The sequence below is a fragment of the Streptomyces sp. TRM70350 genome, assembly GCF_019219825.1.
Lineage (GTDB): Bacteria > Actinomycetota > Actinomycetes > Streptomycetales > Streptomycetaceae > Streptomyces.
The window spans coordinates 224926-240308 of record NZ_JAHUXH010000001.1; the positions used below are offsets into that span (position 1 = coordinate 224926).

Annotated in this window: 12 protein-coding genes; 4 read left to right on the forward strand and 8 right to left on the reverse strand. The window is 71.7% G+C overall.

Going from position 1 to position 15383, the window contains the following annotated elements; genetic code table 11:
- Positions 1 to 16: 16 nt before the first annotated feature.
- The 3 genes from KWI83_RS01000 to KWI83_RS01010 form a co-directional block, all read right to left on the reverse strand.
- Positions 17 to 1375: a prolyl oligopeptidase family serine peptidase gene (locus KWI83_RS01000; RefSeq protein ID WP_218512291.1), complete on the reverse strand. Its 1359-nt coding sequence runs from the start codon at positions 1373 to 1375 to the stop codon at positions 17 to 19.
- Positions 1372 to 2730, reverse strand: a complete 1359-nt coding sequence (locus tag KWI83_RS01005; RefSeq protein WP_308121961.1) for an MFS transporter — start codon at positions 2728 to 2730, stop codon at positions 1372 to 1374. Before KWI83_RS01005 ends, KWI83_RS01000 begins: the two co-directional genes overlap by 4 nt.
- An 80-nt stretch (positions 2731 to 2810) precedes the next feature.
- Positions 2811 to 3236 (reverse strand): MarR family winged helix-turn-helix transcriptional regulator, encoded by a 426-nt coding sequence (locus KWI83_RS01010; RefSeq protein WP_218512293.1) that lies wholly within the window; start codon positions 3234 to 3236, stop codon positions 2811 to 2813.
- A gap of 202 nt (positions 3237 to 3438) precedes the next feature.
- On the opposite strand from KWI83_RS01010, the gene KWI83_RS01015 reads away from it, so the two are divergent.
- Genes KWI83_RS01015 through KWI83_RS01030 form a run of 4 tightly spaced genes read left to right on the forward strand, consistent with a single transcriptional unit; the run spans position 3439 to position 7215 of the window.
- Positions 3439 to 4356, forward strand: a complete 918-nt coding sequence (locus KWI83_RS01015; RefSeq protein ID WP_308121962.1) for an SDR family oxidoreductase — start codon at positions 3439 to 3441, stop codon at positions 4354 to 4356.
- On the forward strand, positions 4356 to 5231 hold the full coding sequence (locus KWI83_RS01020; RefSeq protein ID WP_218512294.1) for an amidohydrolase family protein: 876 nt from the start codon (positions 4356 to 4358) through the stop codon (positions 5229 to 5231). The genes KWI83_RS01015 and KWI83_RS01020 overlap by 1 nt, the downstream gene beginning before the upstream one ends.
- 11 nt (positions 5232 to 5242) lie before the next feature.
- On the forward strand, positions 5243 to 6748 hold the full coding sequence (locus KWI83_RS01025) for a long-chain fatty acid--CoA ligase (RefSeq protein ID WP_218512295.1): 1506 nt from the start codon (positions 5243 to 5245) through the stop codon (positions 6746 to 6748).
- A gap of 11 nt (positions 6749 to 6759) precedes the next feature.
- Complete coding sequence (locus tag KWI83_RS01030; RefSeq protein ID WP_218512296.1) at positions 6760 to 7215, forward strand: MaoC family dehydratase; 456 nt, start codon at positions 6760 to 6762, stop codon at positions 7213 to 7215.
- On the opposite strand, the gene KWI83_RS01035 is transcribed toward KWI83_RS01030, so the two are convergent.
- Genes KWI83_RS01035 through KWI83_RS01055 form a run of 5 tightly spaced genes read right to left on the reverse strand, consistent with a single transcriptional unit; the run spans position 7206 to position 15373 of the window.
- Positions 7206 to 8030 carry a PaaX family transcriptional regulator C-terminal domain-containing protein gene (locus KWI83_RS01035; RefSeq protein ID WP_218512704.1) on the reverse strand — a complete coding sequence of 275 codons (825 nt, stop codon included), beginning with the start codon at positions 8028 to 8030 and terminating at the stop codon, positions 7206 to 7208. The two genes, KWI83_RS01030 and KWI83_RS01035, sit on opposite strands and share 10 nt — an antisense overlap.
- A gap of 40 nt (positions 8031 to 8070) precedes the next feature.
- The gene (locus tag KWI83_RS01040) at positions 8071 to 9732 is read right to left on the reverse strand and encodes a PHP domain-containing protein (RefSeq protein WP_218512297.1); all 1662 of its coding nucleotides are present in this window, start codon (positions 9730 to 9732) and stop codon (positions 8071 to 8073) included.
- A 17-nt stretch (positions 9733 to 9749) separates the two neighbouring features.
- The gene (locus tag KWI83_RS01045; protein ID WP_218512298.1) at positions 9750 to 11594 is read right to left on the reverse strand and encodes a LamG-like jellyroll fold domain-containing protein; all 1845 of its coding nucleotides are present in this window, start codon (positions 11592 to 11594) and stop codon (positions 9750 to 9752) included.
- A gap of 27 nt (positions 11595 to 11621) precedes the next feature.
- On the reverse strand, positions 11622 to 14534 hold the full coding sequence (locus KWI83_RS01050) for a glycoside hydrolase family 2 TIM barrel-domain containing protein (protein WP_218512299.1): 2913 nt from the start codon (positions 14532 to 14534) through the stop codon (positions 11622 to 11624).
- Positions 14531 to 15373, reverse strand: a complete 843-nt coding sequence (locus KWI83_RS01055; protein ID WP_218512300.1) for a carbohydrate ABC transporter permease — start codon at positions 15371 to 15373, stop codon at positions 14531 to 14533. Before KWI83_RS01055 ends, KWI83_RS01050 begins: the two co-directional genes overlap by 4 nt.
- Between the last annotated feature and the right edge of the window lie 10 nt (positions 15374 to 15383).

Below are 15383 nucleotides of genomic sequence, written 5' to 3' on the forward strand. Positions count from 1 at the left end.
GCGACCTCGGAGCCCGCTACGGGTGACGTCCGTCCCCCGGACGGCCGAGGTCGTACGGCCGGGGATACGGCGTCGGACGGTACGCCACGTACCGCGGCTGCGCCGCCGGTTCCTCCTGCCGCGCACGGGCGTTGAGCGCACCGGGCGAGGCGTCCCAGCGGCCCGTGGCCAGGCGGTGCTCCAGGGTGTGCAGGGCGGCGAGCATCTCGCCGGTGGTGAAGGTGCAGTGGCCGGGACCGTCGACGTACGCCTGGGCGAGGCGGCGGTCCGGGCCGGTGGCCCGGCGGTAGGCGCTCTCGGCCTGCACCGGGATCAGCGCGTCGCCGGTGGTGTGGATGTTCAGCTGTGGGTCGGTCAGCCGCCCGGTGAGGACGCTCGTGTCGCGCATCCACCGTACGGCGGCGGGGTCGGCGGAGATGCGGGGCGCGCGGTTCAGCGCCGCGAGGTCGGCGCGCAGGGACGCTCCCGCCTTCCGGTACAGCTCGGTGACCTCCTTGTACAGCGGCGAGCGGCGCAGCATCGCCGTGTAGTCGACGCCGGTGGTCCACGACGGGTTGCCGCCCGCCCGCCGCTCGGCCTCCTGGCGCCAGCTGAAGGCGGGCAGTTGGAGGAGCCCGGTGACGGCGGCGTACTGGTTGGCCTGCTGGGCGTCCCAGTCGGTCGGCGCCGGTTTCGGCTGGGTGGGGTCGTTGTGGCCGGGGATGTTGTGCAGCGCGGCGGAGAGGGCGATCCGGGCGCGGCCCTCGGGGGTCCGCTGGGCGGCGGCGACCTCGGCGGTGAGCGCCCGCGCTGCCGTCTGCGCGGCCGCCTGGTCCGCGAAGCCGGTGAGCGGGATGTCCGCCCCGGGAGCCAGCAGCGTCCTGAGCGCGAACACCGGGTCCAGCGTGCTGTTCCAGTTGGCGATCCCGCCCTGCACCAGCCCGCACATCGACAGCGAGCCGTCGAACCGGTCCGCGTGCCGCTCGGCGAGGGTCGTGGTGACGAGCCCGCCGTAGGAGGTGCCCCAGGCGAGGGTGCGCCGGGCGGTGCCGAAGCGGGACGTGAACAGGTCCAGGGTGGCCAGTTGGTCGGGGACGGCGTCCGTGACGGCCCAGCCGGTCGTGGCGTACGAGGAGCCGATGAGGGCGTAGCCGTCGGCGAGGAGTTCGGCCCTGCTCTCGGAACTGGGCGCGTTCTCGGCCGGGTTGGGCCGGCCGGAGGCCCGGTAGCCGTGGCTGTGGAGGAGGACGGTGCCGTTCCAGTCGGCGGGTACGTCCATCAAGTACGTGGCACCGGAGGGGAGTCGGCCCTCGATGTGCGTGTCCGTGGCGGCCTGTGCGGGCAGTGCGGTCACCGCGCACAGGGACACGGCCAGCAGTGCGATACGGGTCCTCAACGAGGCGTCCCTTCCGGGGTCGGCGCGGCGACGCGGGCGGCGGGGGACTCCAGGGTGTCGGCGTGTGTCTCGCGCAGCCGCCACACCGTGAGCGCGGTGATCGCCGCGCCGCCGCACAGCAGCAGCGACAGGGGCGCGCTGCCGCCGCCGTACGCGGCCAGCAGACTCCCTGCGATCAGCGGGGAGAACCCGGCGCCGACGAGGGTGGCCGCCTGGTAGCCCAGGGAGGCGCCGGTGTAGCGGACGCGGGTGCCGAACATCTCGGTGAACAGCGCGCCCAGCGGGCCGTACATCGTGGACTGGGCGACACCGTGACCCAGCGCCAACGCGAGGATCAGCAGTCCGGGGGAGCCGGAGTCGACCAGTGCGAGCACCGGGAAGGCGAGCGCCGCGGAGGCGACGGCGCCCGTGAGCACCACCGGACGGCGGCCGACCCGGTCGGACAGCGCCGAGGCCAGGGGCAGCACCAGCAGCGCCACGCAGGAGGCGATGGTCACCGCGGTGAGCACCTGCGGCCGGCTGTAGCCCTGCTGGACGGCGTACGAGATCATGAACCCGGTCAGCAGCGACTGGGCCGTGAACGCGCCGATGCCGACGCCCACCGCCTGCAGGACGGGCCCCGGGCGGCGCAGCACCTCCACGATCGGCGGCCGGTCCACCGGGGCCCGCTTGGCCTCGGCGAACAGCGGGCTCTCGGCGACCTTCAGCCGGACGAACAGACCGACCGCCAGCAGCGCGATGCTCAGCAGGAACGGCACCCGCCAGCCCCAGGTGCGGAACTGCTCGTCGGGCAGGGTGGAGACGAGCGTGACCACGCCCGCGGAGAGCACCGAGCCGAGCGGGGCGCCGAGCATGGTGAAGCTGGACCACAGGCCGCGCCGGGAGCCCTGGGCGCGTTCGGCGTGCTCGACGACCATCAGGGTCGCGCCGCCCCACTCGCCGCCGATCGCGATGCCCTGCACCACGCGCAGGGTGACCAGCAGGACCGGCGCCCACACGCCGATCGTGTCGTAGGTCGGCAGCAGGCCGATGAGGAAGCTGCCGCAGCCCATCAGGACCATGGTCAGCAGCATCATCGACTTGCGGCCGACCCGGTCGCCGAAGTGGCCGAAGACGATGCCGCCCAGCGGCCGGGCCACATATCCGGCGGCGAAGGTGCCGAAGGCGGCGATGGTGCCGACCGCGGGGTCGGCGTCGGGGAAGAACAGGTCGCCGAAGATGAGCGCGGCGACGGTGCCGTACACGAGGAAGTCGTAGAACTCCACTGCCGTGCCGAGCAGTCCGGACAGTGCGACGCGGCGCAACTGCCGGGATTCCGGGGATGGTTGACGGGCGGACGTGCGGGATGGCTGCACGGTGAGCTCCCTGGGGACGGGTCGCGGTTGCTCCGTGAAGTTAGGCATCGCACGTGCGGCCGTCAATCATTTGCGCAACATCAGCTGAGTCCGTCCTCCGCGATCCGCAGCAGCAGTGCGTGCAGCGTCTCCCGTTCGGCCGCGTCCAGCGGGTCCAGCAGTTCGTTGGTCACCCGCAGGCCCGCCTCGTCGGTGTCGCGCAGGAAGTCGCGGCCGCTGCCGGTGAGGACGACGATCCGGCTGCGGCGGTCGTCGGGCGCGGGGCGGCGCTCCGCGAAGCCCAGCTTCTCCAGGTCGTCGACCAGGCCCACGATCGCGCTGGGGTCGTAGCCGAGGCGGGCGCTCAGCTCGCGCTGCAGCGTCCCTTCGGTGGTGGCGAGGAAGCGCAGCACCGCGTAGTGGCGCAGGCGCAGTCCCGACTCCTGGAGGAAGGCGTTGAAGAGCTGCCCGGAACGCAGGCCCAGCCGGTACAGCAGGTAGCCCGTGTCCGCGTGCAGCCCACGCATCCACGGCTCGTTCGCGTCGATGGGCTTCGGGGTGACGTGCTGGCGTGTGATGGCGGGCTCCCTGTGTGCTCGGCGGGTCCTGAAGAGTCCAGCATGGCGCACCGGTAGGGCATCAACAACTATTGACGTCACCAATTATTGCTCTTAGCTTCGATCTCGAAGCCGCACCTTCGTAGTCGCACCTCCTGTGAAGGGACCCCCTGTGCCCAGCATCGATCTCACCGGCAAGGCCGCCGTCGTCACCGGCAGTGGCCGGGGCCTCGGCCTCGCCTACGCGCACGCCCTGGCCGCCCACGGCGCATCCGTGGTCGTCAACGACATCGACGAGGCCGTGGCCGGGGCGGCCGTGAAGTCCATCACCGAGGCGGGCGGCACCGCCGTGGCCGAGGTGGTCGCGGTCGGCACGTCCGAGACCGCCGACCGGCTGGTGGGACGCGCGGTCGAGGAGTTCGGCCGGCTCGACGTGCTCGTCACCAACGCGGGCATCCTGCGCGACAAGGTGCTGTGGAAGATGACCGACGACGACTTCGACGCGGTGATCACCACGCACCTGAAGGGCACGTTCACCTGCGCCCGCGCCGCCGCCGTCCGGATGCGCGAGCAGGGCGAGGGCGGCAGCCTGATCCTGGTCGGCTCACCGGCCGGGCAGCGCGGCAACTTCGGGCAGACCAACTACGCCGCCGCCAAGGCCGGTATCGCCGCCATGGCCCGGACCTGGTCGATGGAGCTGGGCCGGGCGAACATCACCGTCAACGCGATCGTGCCGGTCGCCGCGACCGCGATGACCGAGACCGTCCCCGCCTTCGCCCCGTACATCGAGGCGATGAGGAACGGCGAGCCGCTGCCGGACTTCCTGCGCAAGGGCGAGGGCTTCGGCACCCCCGAGGACTGCGCGGCCGTGGTGCCGTTCCTCGCGTCCGAGCAGGCGCGTGGTGTGACCGGTCAGTGCATCGGCATCGGGGGCGACAAGGTGGCACTCTGGTCGCATCCGCAGGAGATCAGGGCGGCGTACGCCGACGGCGGCTGGACGCCGGACAGCCTGGCCGACGCCTGGGCCACCTCGGTCGGCGCCGAACTGCAGACGGTCGGCATTCCGGCGCCGAAGCTCCCGGAGGCGTGATGGACATCAGCGAACTGGCCGCCATCGACGTCCACACCCACGCGGAGGTGTCCTCCAAGGGCCACTCCTCCCTGGACGACGACCTGCACGACGCCTCCTCCGCCTACTTCAAGGTCGAGGGCAAGCGGAAGCCGACGCTTGAGGAGACGGCGGCGTACTACCGCGAGCGGAAGATGGCCGCCGTGATCTTCACGGTCGACGCCGAGTCCGCCACCGGCACCCCGCCCGTCCCGAACGAGGAGGTCGCCGAGGCCGCCGCCGCCAACGCCGACGTCCTGATCCCCTTCGCCTCCATCGACCCCTTCCGCGGGAAGGCGGGCGTGCGGCAGGCCCGCCGCCTGGTCGAGGAGTACGGGGTGAAGGGCTTCAAGTTCCACCCCAGCATCCAGGGCTTCTTCCCCAACGACCGCGCGGTGGCGTACGACCTGTACGAGGTGATCGAGGAGACCGGCACCATCGCCCTGTTCCACACCGGCCAGACCGGCATCGGCGCGGGCGTGCCCGGCGGCGGCGGGATCCGCCTGAAGTACTCCAACCCCCTCCACGTCGACGACGTCGCCGCCGACTTCCCGCACCTGAGGATCATCCTGGCGCACCCGTCCTTCCCCTGGCAGGACGAGGCCCTCGCCGTCGCCACGCACAAGCCCGGCGTGCACATCGACCTCTCCGGCTGGTCGCCGAAGTACTTCCCGCCGCAGCTGGTGCAGTACGCCAACACACTGCTGAAGGACAAGGTCCTCTTCGGCTCCGACTTCCCCGTCCTCACCCCCGACCGCTGGCTCGCCGACTTCGCCAAGCTGTCGATCAAGGACGAGGTCAGGCCGAAGATCCTCAAGGAGAACGCCGCCCGCCTGCTCGGGCTGACGAAACCGTAAGGGGCGCGCCGATGCGCAACGAGGGACTGGGGTCATGGCCCGCACGCCGGGCCCGCAAGACCCCCCACCGCACCGCTTTGATCCACGGCGGGCAGTCGACCGACTACCGCGCCCTGCACCACCGCACCACCCGCCTCGCCCACGCCCTGCGCGCCCGGGGCGTGCGGCGCGGTGACCGGATCGCCTACCTCGGCCCGAACCACCCCTCCTACCTGGAGACGCTGTTCGCGGCGGGCACGCTCGGCGCGGTCTTCGTCCCGCTCAACATCCGCCTCACCGGCCCCGAGATCGCCTACCAGCTCGCGGACTCCGGGGCCAGGGCGCTGGTCTTCGGTCCTGCGTACGCGGGGCTCGTCGCGGGGCTGCCCGGCAGCACGGACGTACGCACGTACGTCGAGGTCGGCCCCGAGTACGAGGCCGCGATCGGGGGGGCGTCCGAGGAGCCGATCGACGAACCGGTCGGCGCCGACGACACCTGCATCATCATGTACACCTCGGGGACGACCGGCCGCCCCAAGGGCGCGATGCTCACCCACGGCAACCTGACCTGGAACGCGATCAACGTCCTGGTCGACACCGACCTGATCGCCGACGAACGCGCCCTGGTCTCCGCTCCGTTGTTCCACACCGCCGGGCTGAACATGCTGACCCTGCCGGTGCTGCTCAAGGGCGGCACCTGCGTGCTGGTCGAGGCGTTCGATCCGGCGGCCACCTTCGACCTGATCGAACGGCACCGGATCACCTTCATGTTCGGGGTGCCGACGATGTTCGACCAGGTGGCCCGGCATCCGCGCTGGCCGGACGCCGACCTGTCCTCCCTGCGGATCCTGACCTGCGGCGGCTCCCCGGTGCCGACCCCGCTGATCGTGGCGTACCAGGAACGCGGCCTGACCTTCCTCCAGGGCTACGGCATGACGGAGGCCGCGCCCGGGACGCTGTTCCTCGACGCCGAGCACGCCGTCAGCAAGGCCGGTTCGGCGGGTGTGCCGCACTTCTTCAGCGACGTACGGGTGGTCAGGCCCGACCTCGCGCCGGTGGACGTCGGCGAGGTGGGCGAGGTCATGGTGCGCGGGCCACACGTCATGCCCGGCTACTGGGGGCTGCCCGAGGAGACGGCCGCCTCTTTCGCCGATGGCTGGTTCCGCAGCGGTGACGCCGCCCAGGTCGACGAGGACGGTTACGTGTTCATCGTCGACCGCATCAAGGACATGATCATCTCCGGTGGGGAGAACATCTACCCCGCCGAGGTCGAGGACCAGCTCCTCGCCCACCCGGACATCGTCGAGTGCGCGGTGATCGGCGTACCGGACGACACGTGGGGCGAGGTGCCGCGCGCGGTGGTCGTGCCGCGCGAGGGCGCCGCGCTGGACCCCGACGAGGTCCTTGCCTCCCTGTCCGGACGCCTCGCCAAGTACAAGATCCCCAAATCCATGGTGATCGCGGACGAACTGCCGCGCACCGCCTCCGGAAAGCTCCGGAAGTCCCGGGTCCGCAAGGCCTACGGCAACTCCCAGTGAAGGACAGCTGCATGAGCATCACCGTCAACGGTCTCGACGAACTGAAGAAGCTCGCCGGAAGCGACCTGGGCACCAGTGAGTGGATCGAGGTCACCCAGGAGCGGATCGACACCTTCGCCGACGCGACCGGCGACCACCAGTGGATCCACGTGGACCCCGAGCGCGCCAAGGACGGCCCCTTCGGTGCCCCCATCGCCCACGGCTACCTCACCCTCTCCCTCTTCATCCCGCTGTTCACCGAGCTGCTGGACGTCCAGGGCGTCACCACCAAGGTCAACTACGGCCTGAACAAGGTGCGCTTCCCGTCACCCGTGAAGGTCGGCTCGCGCATCCGGCTGGCCGGGAGGCTGGCGGAGGTCGAGGAGGTGCCGGGCGGGGTGCAGATCACCGTCGACGGCACCATCGAGATCGAGGGCGGCGCCAAGCCCGCCGCCGTACTGCAGAGCCTGTCGCGGTTCTACGCCTGATCGGGGCGGACCGGTACGAGGTCGAGCAGGCGTTCCGCCGAGGCGTCCGCGAGCGGGGTGAGCCGCTCGTGCACCCTCCGGAACGTCTTCTCGGCTCCCTCCGCGGGCCAGTCGTCCGGCAGATGCACGACCGGCAGCCGGGGATCGCGCCGGATCAGCCGCAGCCACTCGGCCTGCAACAGCAGCCGCAGCGCGAGCGCGTCGTCCGCATCCGGCAGCTCCGTCTCCCACGGCTGCCAGCGCCGTACGAACGCCTCGTAGCGCGCCGCCAGTTCGGTGAGTTCCCAGGTCTCCTCGATCATCGCGCCGATGTCCGTGCCGGTGTCGGCGTGCGCCCGGAACACCTTCACATGGGCGGCCAGGCCCAGCTCGGCCACCAGCTCGGACACGTCGACCTCGCCGGGCGCGATCCACAGCCCGCTGAACAGCGGGCCGAAACCGCTCCAGGTCAGCTTGGAGCGCAGGTCGTGGCGCTGGCGCTGCCAGGACTCCGGCAGCGAGAACCCGAGCAGCGTCCAGGTGCCGTCCCACTGCCGGTTGACCGCGCCGGTTTCCCAGATGCGCCGTTCGCCGTCGCGCAGCACGGCCGCCGAGTGCTCGGTCAGCCCGAAGTACATCCGGCGGCCCTCACGCTGGCGGCGCAGCAGACCGCGCTGCACCATCCGGGTCAGCGTCGAGCGCGTCGCCTGCTCGCCGACACCGGCGCGGGCGAAGACGTCGATGACGCTGCCCGAGTACACGCACACGTCCCGGCCGAGCACCTGGTCGCCCAGGAACGTCAGCATCAGGGACTGGGGCCGCAGCGACTCCTCCATGGTCACGCGGCCCACCGTACGCCCCCGCGCGGGGAGGCGGTCAGGCCCCTGCCACGTCCACGAAGATCGGGTTCGAGTAGAACCACGTGTCCGCCCACGGGTCACCGTCGCCCGGCGCGTGGGTGACCGGCCCGTGCGGGTCGACGGAGGCGCCGAGGTAGCCGGTGCCGTGCCGGTTGCCGTCGCTGCCGCGCAGCCGGACGTAGAACGACTCGTCCCCGGCGGTGAGCGGAATGCGCAGGGTGTACGTCCCCCTGCGGCCGCCCACGTCCCGGCTGTGCACCACCCTGGTGGCGGGGGCCCGCCAGCTGTCCCGGTCGGCGACCGGGCCGCGCACCGCGCCCCGGATGACGTCGACGTGCGCCAACTCGGGCAGGATTCCGGCGGGGTTGCGGCGGGAGGCGGTGGTCACCGTGACGTACAGCGTGAGCCGCTCGCCCTTGCGGACCCGCAGCCGGCCGCCCAGCGTCACGCCCCGGCAGTGGTCGCGGACGCGCCTGAGGCGCACCTCCAGGCCGTCGAGCAGATGCCCGTGGTCGAGCCAGACCCGGCCCGCGCGCAGGCCCGCCATCACCGCGCGGTAGCCGTAGCGGGTGACGCCGACGTGGGTGCGGCTGAACTGGCCGGGCCAGAAGTCGCTGCCGGGCTGCGGGGTGTCGGTGTTCACCGGGTCGGGGAGCCTGCCGGTGTTGTCGAAGGTCTGCCCCGGCTGCCAGTCGCCGTTCCTCCAGGTGTCGAAGACGATCCGGTGGGCGTCGGAGTTGGTGGTGACCGAGAACAGCCTGCCCTCGGAGAGCATGGCGTCCCACAGGCCGCCGACGGTCGCGGTCGCCCAGTCGAAGCCGCCGTAGGTGAGGTAGGCGTCCGCCGGGTAGCCGGGCCAGGACTGGGCGGACGGCTTGTTCTCGTACTCGCCCCGGATGGAGTTGGCACCGCGCCAGCCGGGGATCGCCGCGCCCTGGGCGCCCGGCGCGCCCTCCATGCCGATCATGACCTCGGGGGCGGCGTCCCGCCAGGCGCGTATCTCGTGCGGGGAGTCGATGCCGAGGCGCATCGGGTGGTTGGCGAGCACGAGCACGTCGTCGGCATAGCCGGTGCGGCGCTGTTCGGCCAGCCACTGGATGGCCTTGACCGCGTGCTCCTCGTTGCGGGCGGTGTCGGCGTCGGCGGCGCCGCCCTTGTCGTAGCCGAGCAGCTTGCCGTCGTAGGCGCGCTCGAAGCGGGTGAGCAGGTCGACCTCGTGGGGGCCGGGCGCGGTGAACACCGTGCAGTGCTCGGCCGCCGGGATGTACCACTCCAGACCCTGGAAGATCAGTCGGCGCGGGTTCTCGGCGCGGGCCCTGCGGATCTCCTCGTGCTGCAGCGCGGCGCCGAAGTCGGCGTGCCCGAAGTTGGAGTGCTCGGTGAACACCATCCAGTCCAGGCCGTACTGGGCGCCCGCCTTCGCCAACTGGGAGAAGGTGTACTTCGCGTCGTGGCTGTAGACGGTGTGGATGTGGTGGTCGCCGACGAGATAGGCGAGTCGGGGGTCGCTGCCGCCGAGGCGGCGCTCACCCGCGGCCGCCGGGGACGCCCCCAGGGTGAAGGTCGTGCCGAACAGGCCCGCGGTGGCGAGGAGCCGGCGTCGGGACAGGCCCTGCGGGTCGAGGTCGGCGGGCGGGACGGACGGATCGGCCCACTCGGGCAGTTGCTGCTCGGTCATCAGGTTCCTCGACAGAGTCAGTGGTTCATGAACTGGGAGACGGGCAGGGCCCGTTCGACGATCCGGACGTCGCCGAGCCACCCGTTGTGGATCTGGTCGATCCGGCCCCCGTACTCGTAGCCGCCGAGCAGCCAGGGCAGCCCGAGCGAGGTCAGCCCGACCGAGCGGGCGGTGGGGTTGCGCACGACCGGGCAGCCCTCGACGTACATCGTGGTGTGCCGCCCGTCGTTGACGACGGCCACATGCCACCAGGTCTCGCGGCCCGTCTCGTGGCCCCAGTTGGTGGCGATGCCCTGCTGGTTGAGCGGCCGCACCGCCCACTGCGGGCCGGGCCCGTCGGACAGCGACAGCGTGGCGAGCGGCTCCTCCGGGTCGCCCCCGGTCTTGCCCGCGGCACCACCCGTGCCGGTCCGGCTCACCAGCCCGCCCCATGCGTTGCGGGACGCGGTCCAGTCGCTCGGCACCTTGTAGAAGGCCTCCACGGTGTAACCGCGCTCGAACGTCGCCGAGTTGAGCGGCGCGCCGTCCACCGTGCGCAGATACGCGCCCCGCAGGGGCGACTTGTCCCCGCGGAACCGCAGGCTGCCGTGCCCCGGCTGGTCCGGGTGGTGGCCGGCCGACCAGGTGAGGGTGCCGTCACCCACCCGGACCACGGTCAGGTCGTTGCCCCGCCCGGACAGATCACGGACGGTGCCCTCGACAGCCGCGCCCTCGTCGTGCCCGTCGAAGCGCCAGTAGGCGACCGTGCCGCGCACCAGCAGCTCCGAGGCCGGGCGCGCGGGCCGGGCGGGCACCGGGGCGAAGCCCGCGAAACGCCGCTCGAAGTCGATCGGCACGGAGAACCGGTCGTCCGGGCCGGTCAGTTCGATCTCCTGCCGCTCCAGCGCGTTGAGCCCCTTGGCGGCCCGGCCCAGGATCCACGGGGAGATCGTCTCCACGTCGATGGTGTTCCGGTCGAGGTCGAAACGGTAGAGGCGAATCATCGCCGCGCCGCCGTAGTACCGGTTCTGGTAGTTCGTCAGGTGCAGGTGTACGTCGTTCCCGGCGGCGTTCTCGCGGGTGGCGCGCGCGGCGGGCCAGAAGTGGCCGTTCAGGGTCAGGAAGATCTGGTCGTGGTCCTTGATCAGCTGGTCCCAGAGCTTCTGGCCGTACGAGGAGAGCACGTCATCGCCGTACACCAGTTCGTGCGTGGTGAGGATGACGGGCGCCTTCGGGTGCCGGGCGATGACCTCCTTCGCCCAGGCGGATCCTTTCGCCGACAGTCGCCAGTCCAGGGAGAGCACCAGCCACTCCCGCCCGGCCGCCTCGAAGAGGTGGAAGGTGTTGTAGCCGTCGGGCGAGGCCCCGCCGAAGGTGCCCTTGCCTTCGAACCGCTCCGGCCCGAAGGCCTCCAGGTACGGCGTCGGCCCGCGCTGGTCGTCGGTGGACGAGCGGACGTCGTGGTTCCCGGCCAGCACGCTGTACCCGACGCCGTACCGGTCGAGGAGCCGGAACGCCCGGCTCGCCGCCTCGACCTCGGCCGCGGTGCCGTTCTCGGTGAGGTCGCCGAGGTGGGACAGGAAGACGATGTTCTCCTCCCGGCCCTGCTCCAGCAGATAGCGCAGTGAGGCCTCGATCGGCTCCGGGTCGATGCTGGGCCCGTCGAACAGGTACTGCGTGTCCGGCATCACGACGAACGTGAAGCGCCTGCTCTCCCGGTCCGGCCGCCACCTGCCCTGCCCGGCGGCCTCGGCGGCGGTGGCCGGGAGCGCGACCCCGGCGGTGGCGGCGGCGCCGATCAGCGCGGTGGCGCGCAGGAAGGTGCGTCTGCCGGCGTCGGCCTGCGGGGTCTCGCCCCGGTCGTGGTCATGGGAGGTACACACGGGAGCTCCGTAAAGGGGTACGGGGGTTCACAGGACGCGCAGGATCCAGCCCCAGCGGTGGGTGCCGGTCGGAACCAGGTATGCCGGTGAGGTGTCGGGCCCGCAGGAGGCGGTGCCCAGGCCGCGGTGGGCGGCGTCGAGGTGCACGACACAGCCGGCGCGCGGGACGAGTTCGTCGTGGTGGGCGGCCGCGGCGAGGTCCGCGGCACGGTAACGGGTGACGGAGATCTGGCTGGGCCGCCCCAGCTCCACCGCGAGACCGGTGGCGTCCGGCGCGGACAGCGTGAAGTGCCGTACGCCGTGCCGACCGCCGCTCTCCTGCGGCCGCAGATAGGGGGTGAACAGCTCGTCCACGGGGAGGGCGTGGTGACCGACGGGCGCGCCCGCGCTGCGGTCCGGGTACGACTCCCAGGGCCCCTGCCCGAACCACTCCAGCAGGTCCAGCCCGGCCACCGTCTCGAACACCGACCCGACCCGGGCCACGTCGTTCAGTGTCTCGGGCAGCTGAGCCGACTCCTCGACCCGGATGCCGCCCTCGACGGCCGTGAACACCTGCTCGTGCCGGACGACCCCGGCGTCACAGACGTACTCGGCGAGCACACCGACACTCGCGCCCGCCCGGCGTACGGCGACCAGCTTGCGGACGGGCGCGTCGAGCCCCCACTCCCGCCAGCGGTCCGCCATGCCGCCCAGCTCGTCGTTGTCGGTGGGCGCCCGCCACAGCGACAGCGTGGGCGCGGCGATGAGCAGGGGGTGGACCAGCAGTCCGTCCGCGTCGACCTCGACGGTGCGGTCGGCGACCGGGAGGGTCCGTTGCACGGGAGTCGCCCGGAGCCGCACCTGCGGCAGGCACACGACCGTGCCGCGCGGTGCCCACGGCTCGTCCCGCGCGGTCATCACCTTCAGCGTCAGCCAGGCCTCGCCCCCGCCCTCCGGCAGCTCGAACGGCAACGGCACCGCCGCCGTCTCGCCCGGGCGCAGATCGGGCAGCTCGGCCCGTGCGGTCAGGGTCCGGCCGTCCGCGAGGGACAGCCGCCACTCGCCGGTCAGCCAGTCCAGACCCCGGAAGTGCTGGTGGTTGGCGATGACCGGCCCCTCGTGCCGCAGGCACGCCAGCCGCACCGGCGCCGCGATCTCCCGGTGCTCGTACAGCACCGGCTTGGGCGTCCGGTCCGGAAAGACCACACCGTCCGCGATGAAGGCGCCGTCGTGGGGCACCTCGCCGAAGTCGCCGCCGTACGCCCAGCGGTGGCCGGGCGCGGCGACGCCCCGCTCGTACAGCCCGGCGCCCGCGCGCCCGGCCGGTCTTCCGTCACTCACGCGCTGGAGAATGCCGTGGTCCCAGAACTCCCAGATGAAGCCGCCCTGAAGACCCGGGGTGGCCTCGATGGCGGCCCAGTGGTCGGCCAGCGTGCCGTTGCTGTTGCCCATGGCGTGCGAGTACTCGCACTGGATGAGCGGTTTCGTCTGTTTCCCGGACAACGCGTGCGCGACGCACTCCTCGATCGGCGCGTACATCGGGCAGGCGATGTCGGAGGCCACGTCCGGATCCGCCCAGCCCCGCCGGGCCGCCCCCTCGTACTGCACCGGGCGCGTCGGATCGTGCCGCCGCACCCAGCCCGCCGCCGCGTCGTGGTTGGCGCCGTAGTCCGACTCGTTGCCCAGCGACCAGATGATGACCGACGGGTGGTTCTTGTCGCGGAGGACCATGCGCGAGACGCGGTCCACGAAGGCGTTCAGGTAGCGCGGGTCGTCGGCGATCTCGTGGGCGTGGTCGTGGGACTCGATGTCCGCCTCGTCGACGACGTAGAAGCCGAGTTCGTCGGCGAGGTCGTACAACGCGGGATCATTGGGGTAGTGGGCCGTGCGGATCGCGTTGAAGCCGAACCGCTTCAGCAGCACGAGGTCCGCGCGCATGTCGTCGTACGACACCGTGCGCCCGGTCAGCGGATGGAAGTCGTGCCGGTTCACGCCCCGGACGAACACCCGCTCGCCGTTGATCAGCAGGTCCCGGCCGACGATCTCCACGTCACGGAAGCCGACGCGGTGGTACGAGGTGTCGGCGACCGTTCCGTCCGGGCGGTGCAGCCGGACGGTCAGGCCGTACAGCTCGGGTGTCTCGGCGGTCCAGGTGCGCACGTCGGGGACTCTTGCCAGCAGCCGCGCCTCGCCCAGGAACTCGGACACCCGCTCGTCCTCGGCGTTGGCCCTGTCGAACTCGGCGTCCTGTGCGATGAGTTGCCCGTCGAGATCGCCGGTGACATACCAGCCCTCGGGCAGCGGCCCGCGCACCGCGCAGTCCACCCGCAGCTCACCACTGCGCCGTGCCCGCACGGTCACGTCCGCCAGACCCAGCGGGTCCGTGGCGTACAGCAGCACCGACCGCGTGATCCCGCCGTGCCACCACTGGTCCTGGTCCTCGATGTGCGAGGCGTCCGACCACTTGACGACGGTCAGCCGGACCACGGCCGGGAAGCCGGGACGCACGACGCCCGTCAGATCGAACTCGGACGCCAGACGCGAGTCCTTGGAGATCCCCACCGGCCGCCCGTCCACCTGCACGAGCAGCACGCTCTCGGCCGCCCCCACCTGGAGCACGATCCGCCGCCCGGCCCACTCGCCCGGCACGTCCACCGCACGCTCGTACACCCCGGTGGGGTTGGCGGCGGGGACGTGCGGCGGGAACTCGGGGAACGGCATCCGCACGTTGGTGTACCGCGGCGGGTCGTCCGTGTCCTGCAGGGTCCAGGCGCCGGGGACGTACGACGTCGACCAGGACTCCGAAAGGGCCGCCTCCGGCGACGGCAGCAGCTGGAAGCACCACTCGCCGTCCAGACAGAGGGCCTGGTGACGCCGGTCCACGGCACACATCGGCAGCCGCCCCCAGGAGGTCACCTCGGGTGCCTCCCAGGGGCGGAGCCAGGCGAAGGGTGCGGTCATCCGCGGACGGCCCCCTTGGCGAGGTCGCCGATGATCTGCCGGGCGCCGATCGCGAAGACGATCAGCAGCGGGACGAGGGCGAGGAGGGCACCCGTCATCACCATGCCGTAGTCGGTGGTGCCGTGGTTGCCGTTGAGCTGGGAGAGGGCGACCTGCAGGGTCACGTTGTCGGGGTTGGTGAGGGCGATCAGGGGCCAGGCGTAGTCGTTCCACTGGGCCATGAACGTGAAGATGCCGAGGAAGGCCAGGCCCGGCCGGACCACCGGGAGCGCCACGTGCCAGTACTGGCGCAGGAATCCGGCGCCGTCCAGCTTCGACGCGTCCAGCAGCTCGTCGTGGATGGCGCCCTTCATGTACTGGCGCATCCAGAAGATGCCGAACGCGTTGGCCGCCGCCGGGACGATCAGGGCGGTCATGGAACCGATCCAGCCGAGCTTCGCCATGATCACGAACTGCGGGATGGCCGCCAGCTGCGCCGGGACCATGAAGATGGCCATCAGCAGCGCGAACAGCAGCTTGCGGCCAGGGAACGCGAACTTCGCGAAGACGAAGGCGGCCAGCGAGTCGAAGAACAGCACCAGCACGGTCACCGAGACGGCGACCAGCAGGGAGTTGAGCATCGACCCGAAGAAGTCGATGGTGTCGAAGAGATTGCGGACGTTCTCGGCGAAGTGCGAGCCGGGCAGCAGCTTCGGCGGGTAGGAGAAGATCTCGGTCGACGTGTGCGTCGACATGATCACGGCCCAGTAGAAGGGGAAGGCCGACAGCAGCAGGCCGACGACGAGGACCGCGTGGAGCGCGATGCCCCGGCGGCGCGAGCCCTTGATGGTGGATGCCATGGTGACCGGC

What these genes read in the sequence shown, in the direction of transcription:
- KWI83_RS01050 (WP_218512299.1), bottom strand. Translation starts at nt 14,534, where the DNA reads ATGACCGCACCCTTCGCCTGGCTCCGCCCCTGGGAGGCACCCGAGGTG.
- KWI83_RS01030 (WP_218512296.1), top strand. Translation starts at nt 6,760, where the DNA reads ATGAGCATCACCGTCAACGGTCTCGACGAACTGAAGAAGCTCGCCGGA.
- KWI83_RS01055 (WP_218512300.1), bottom strand. Translation starts at nt 15,373, where the DNA reads ATGGCATCCACCATCAAGGGCTCGCGCCGCCGGGGCATCGCGCTCCAC.
- KWI83_RS01035 (WP_218512704.1), bottom strand. Translation starts at nt 8,030, where the DNA reads ATGGAGGAGTCGCTGCGGCCCCAGTCCCTGATGCTGACGTTCCTGGGC.
- KWI83_RS01040 (WP_218512297.1), bottom strand. Translation starts at nt 9,732, where the DNA reads ATGACCGAGCAGCAACTGCCCGAGTGGGCCGATCCGTCCGTCCCGCCC.
- KWI83_RS01025 (WP_218512295.1), top strand. Translation starts at nt 5,243, where the DNA reads ATGCGCAACGAGGGACTGGGGTCATGGCCCGCACGCCGGGCCCGCAAG.
- KWI83_RS01010 (WP_218512293.1), bottom strand. Translation starts at nt 3,236, where the DNA reads ATGCGTGGGCTGCACGCGGACACGGGCTACCTGCTGTACCGGCTGGGC.
- KWI83_RS01020 (WP_218512294.1), top strand. Translation starts at nt 4,356, where the DNA reads ATGGACATCAGCGAACTGGCCGCCATCGACGTCCACACCCACGCGGAG.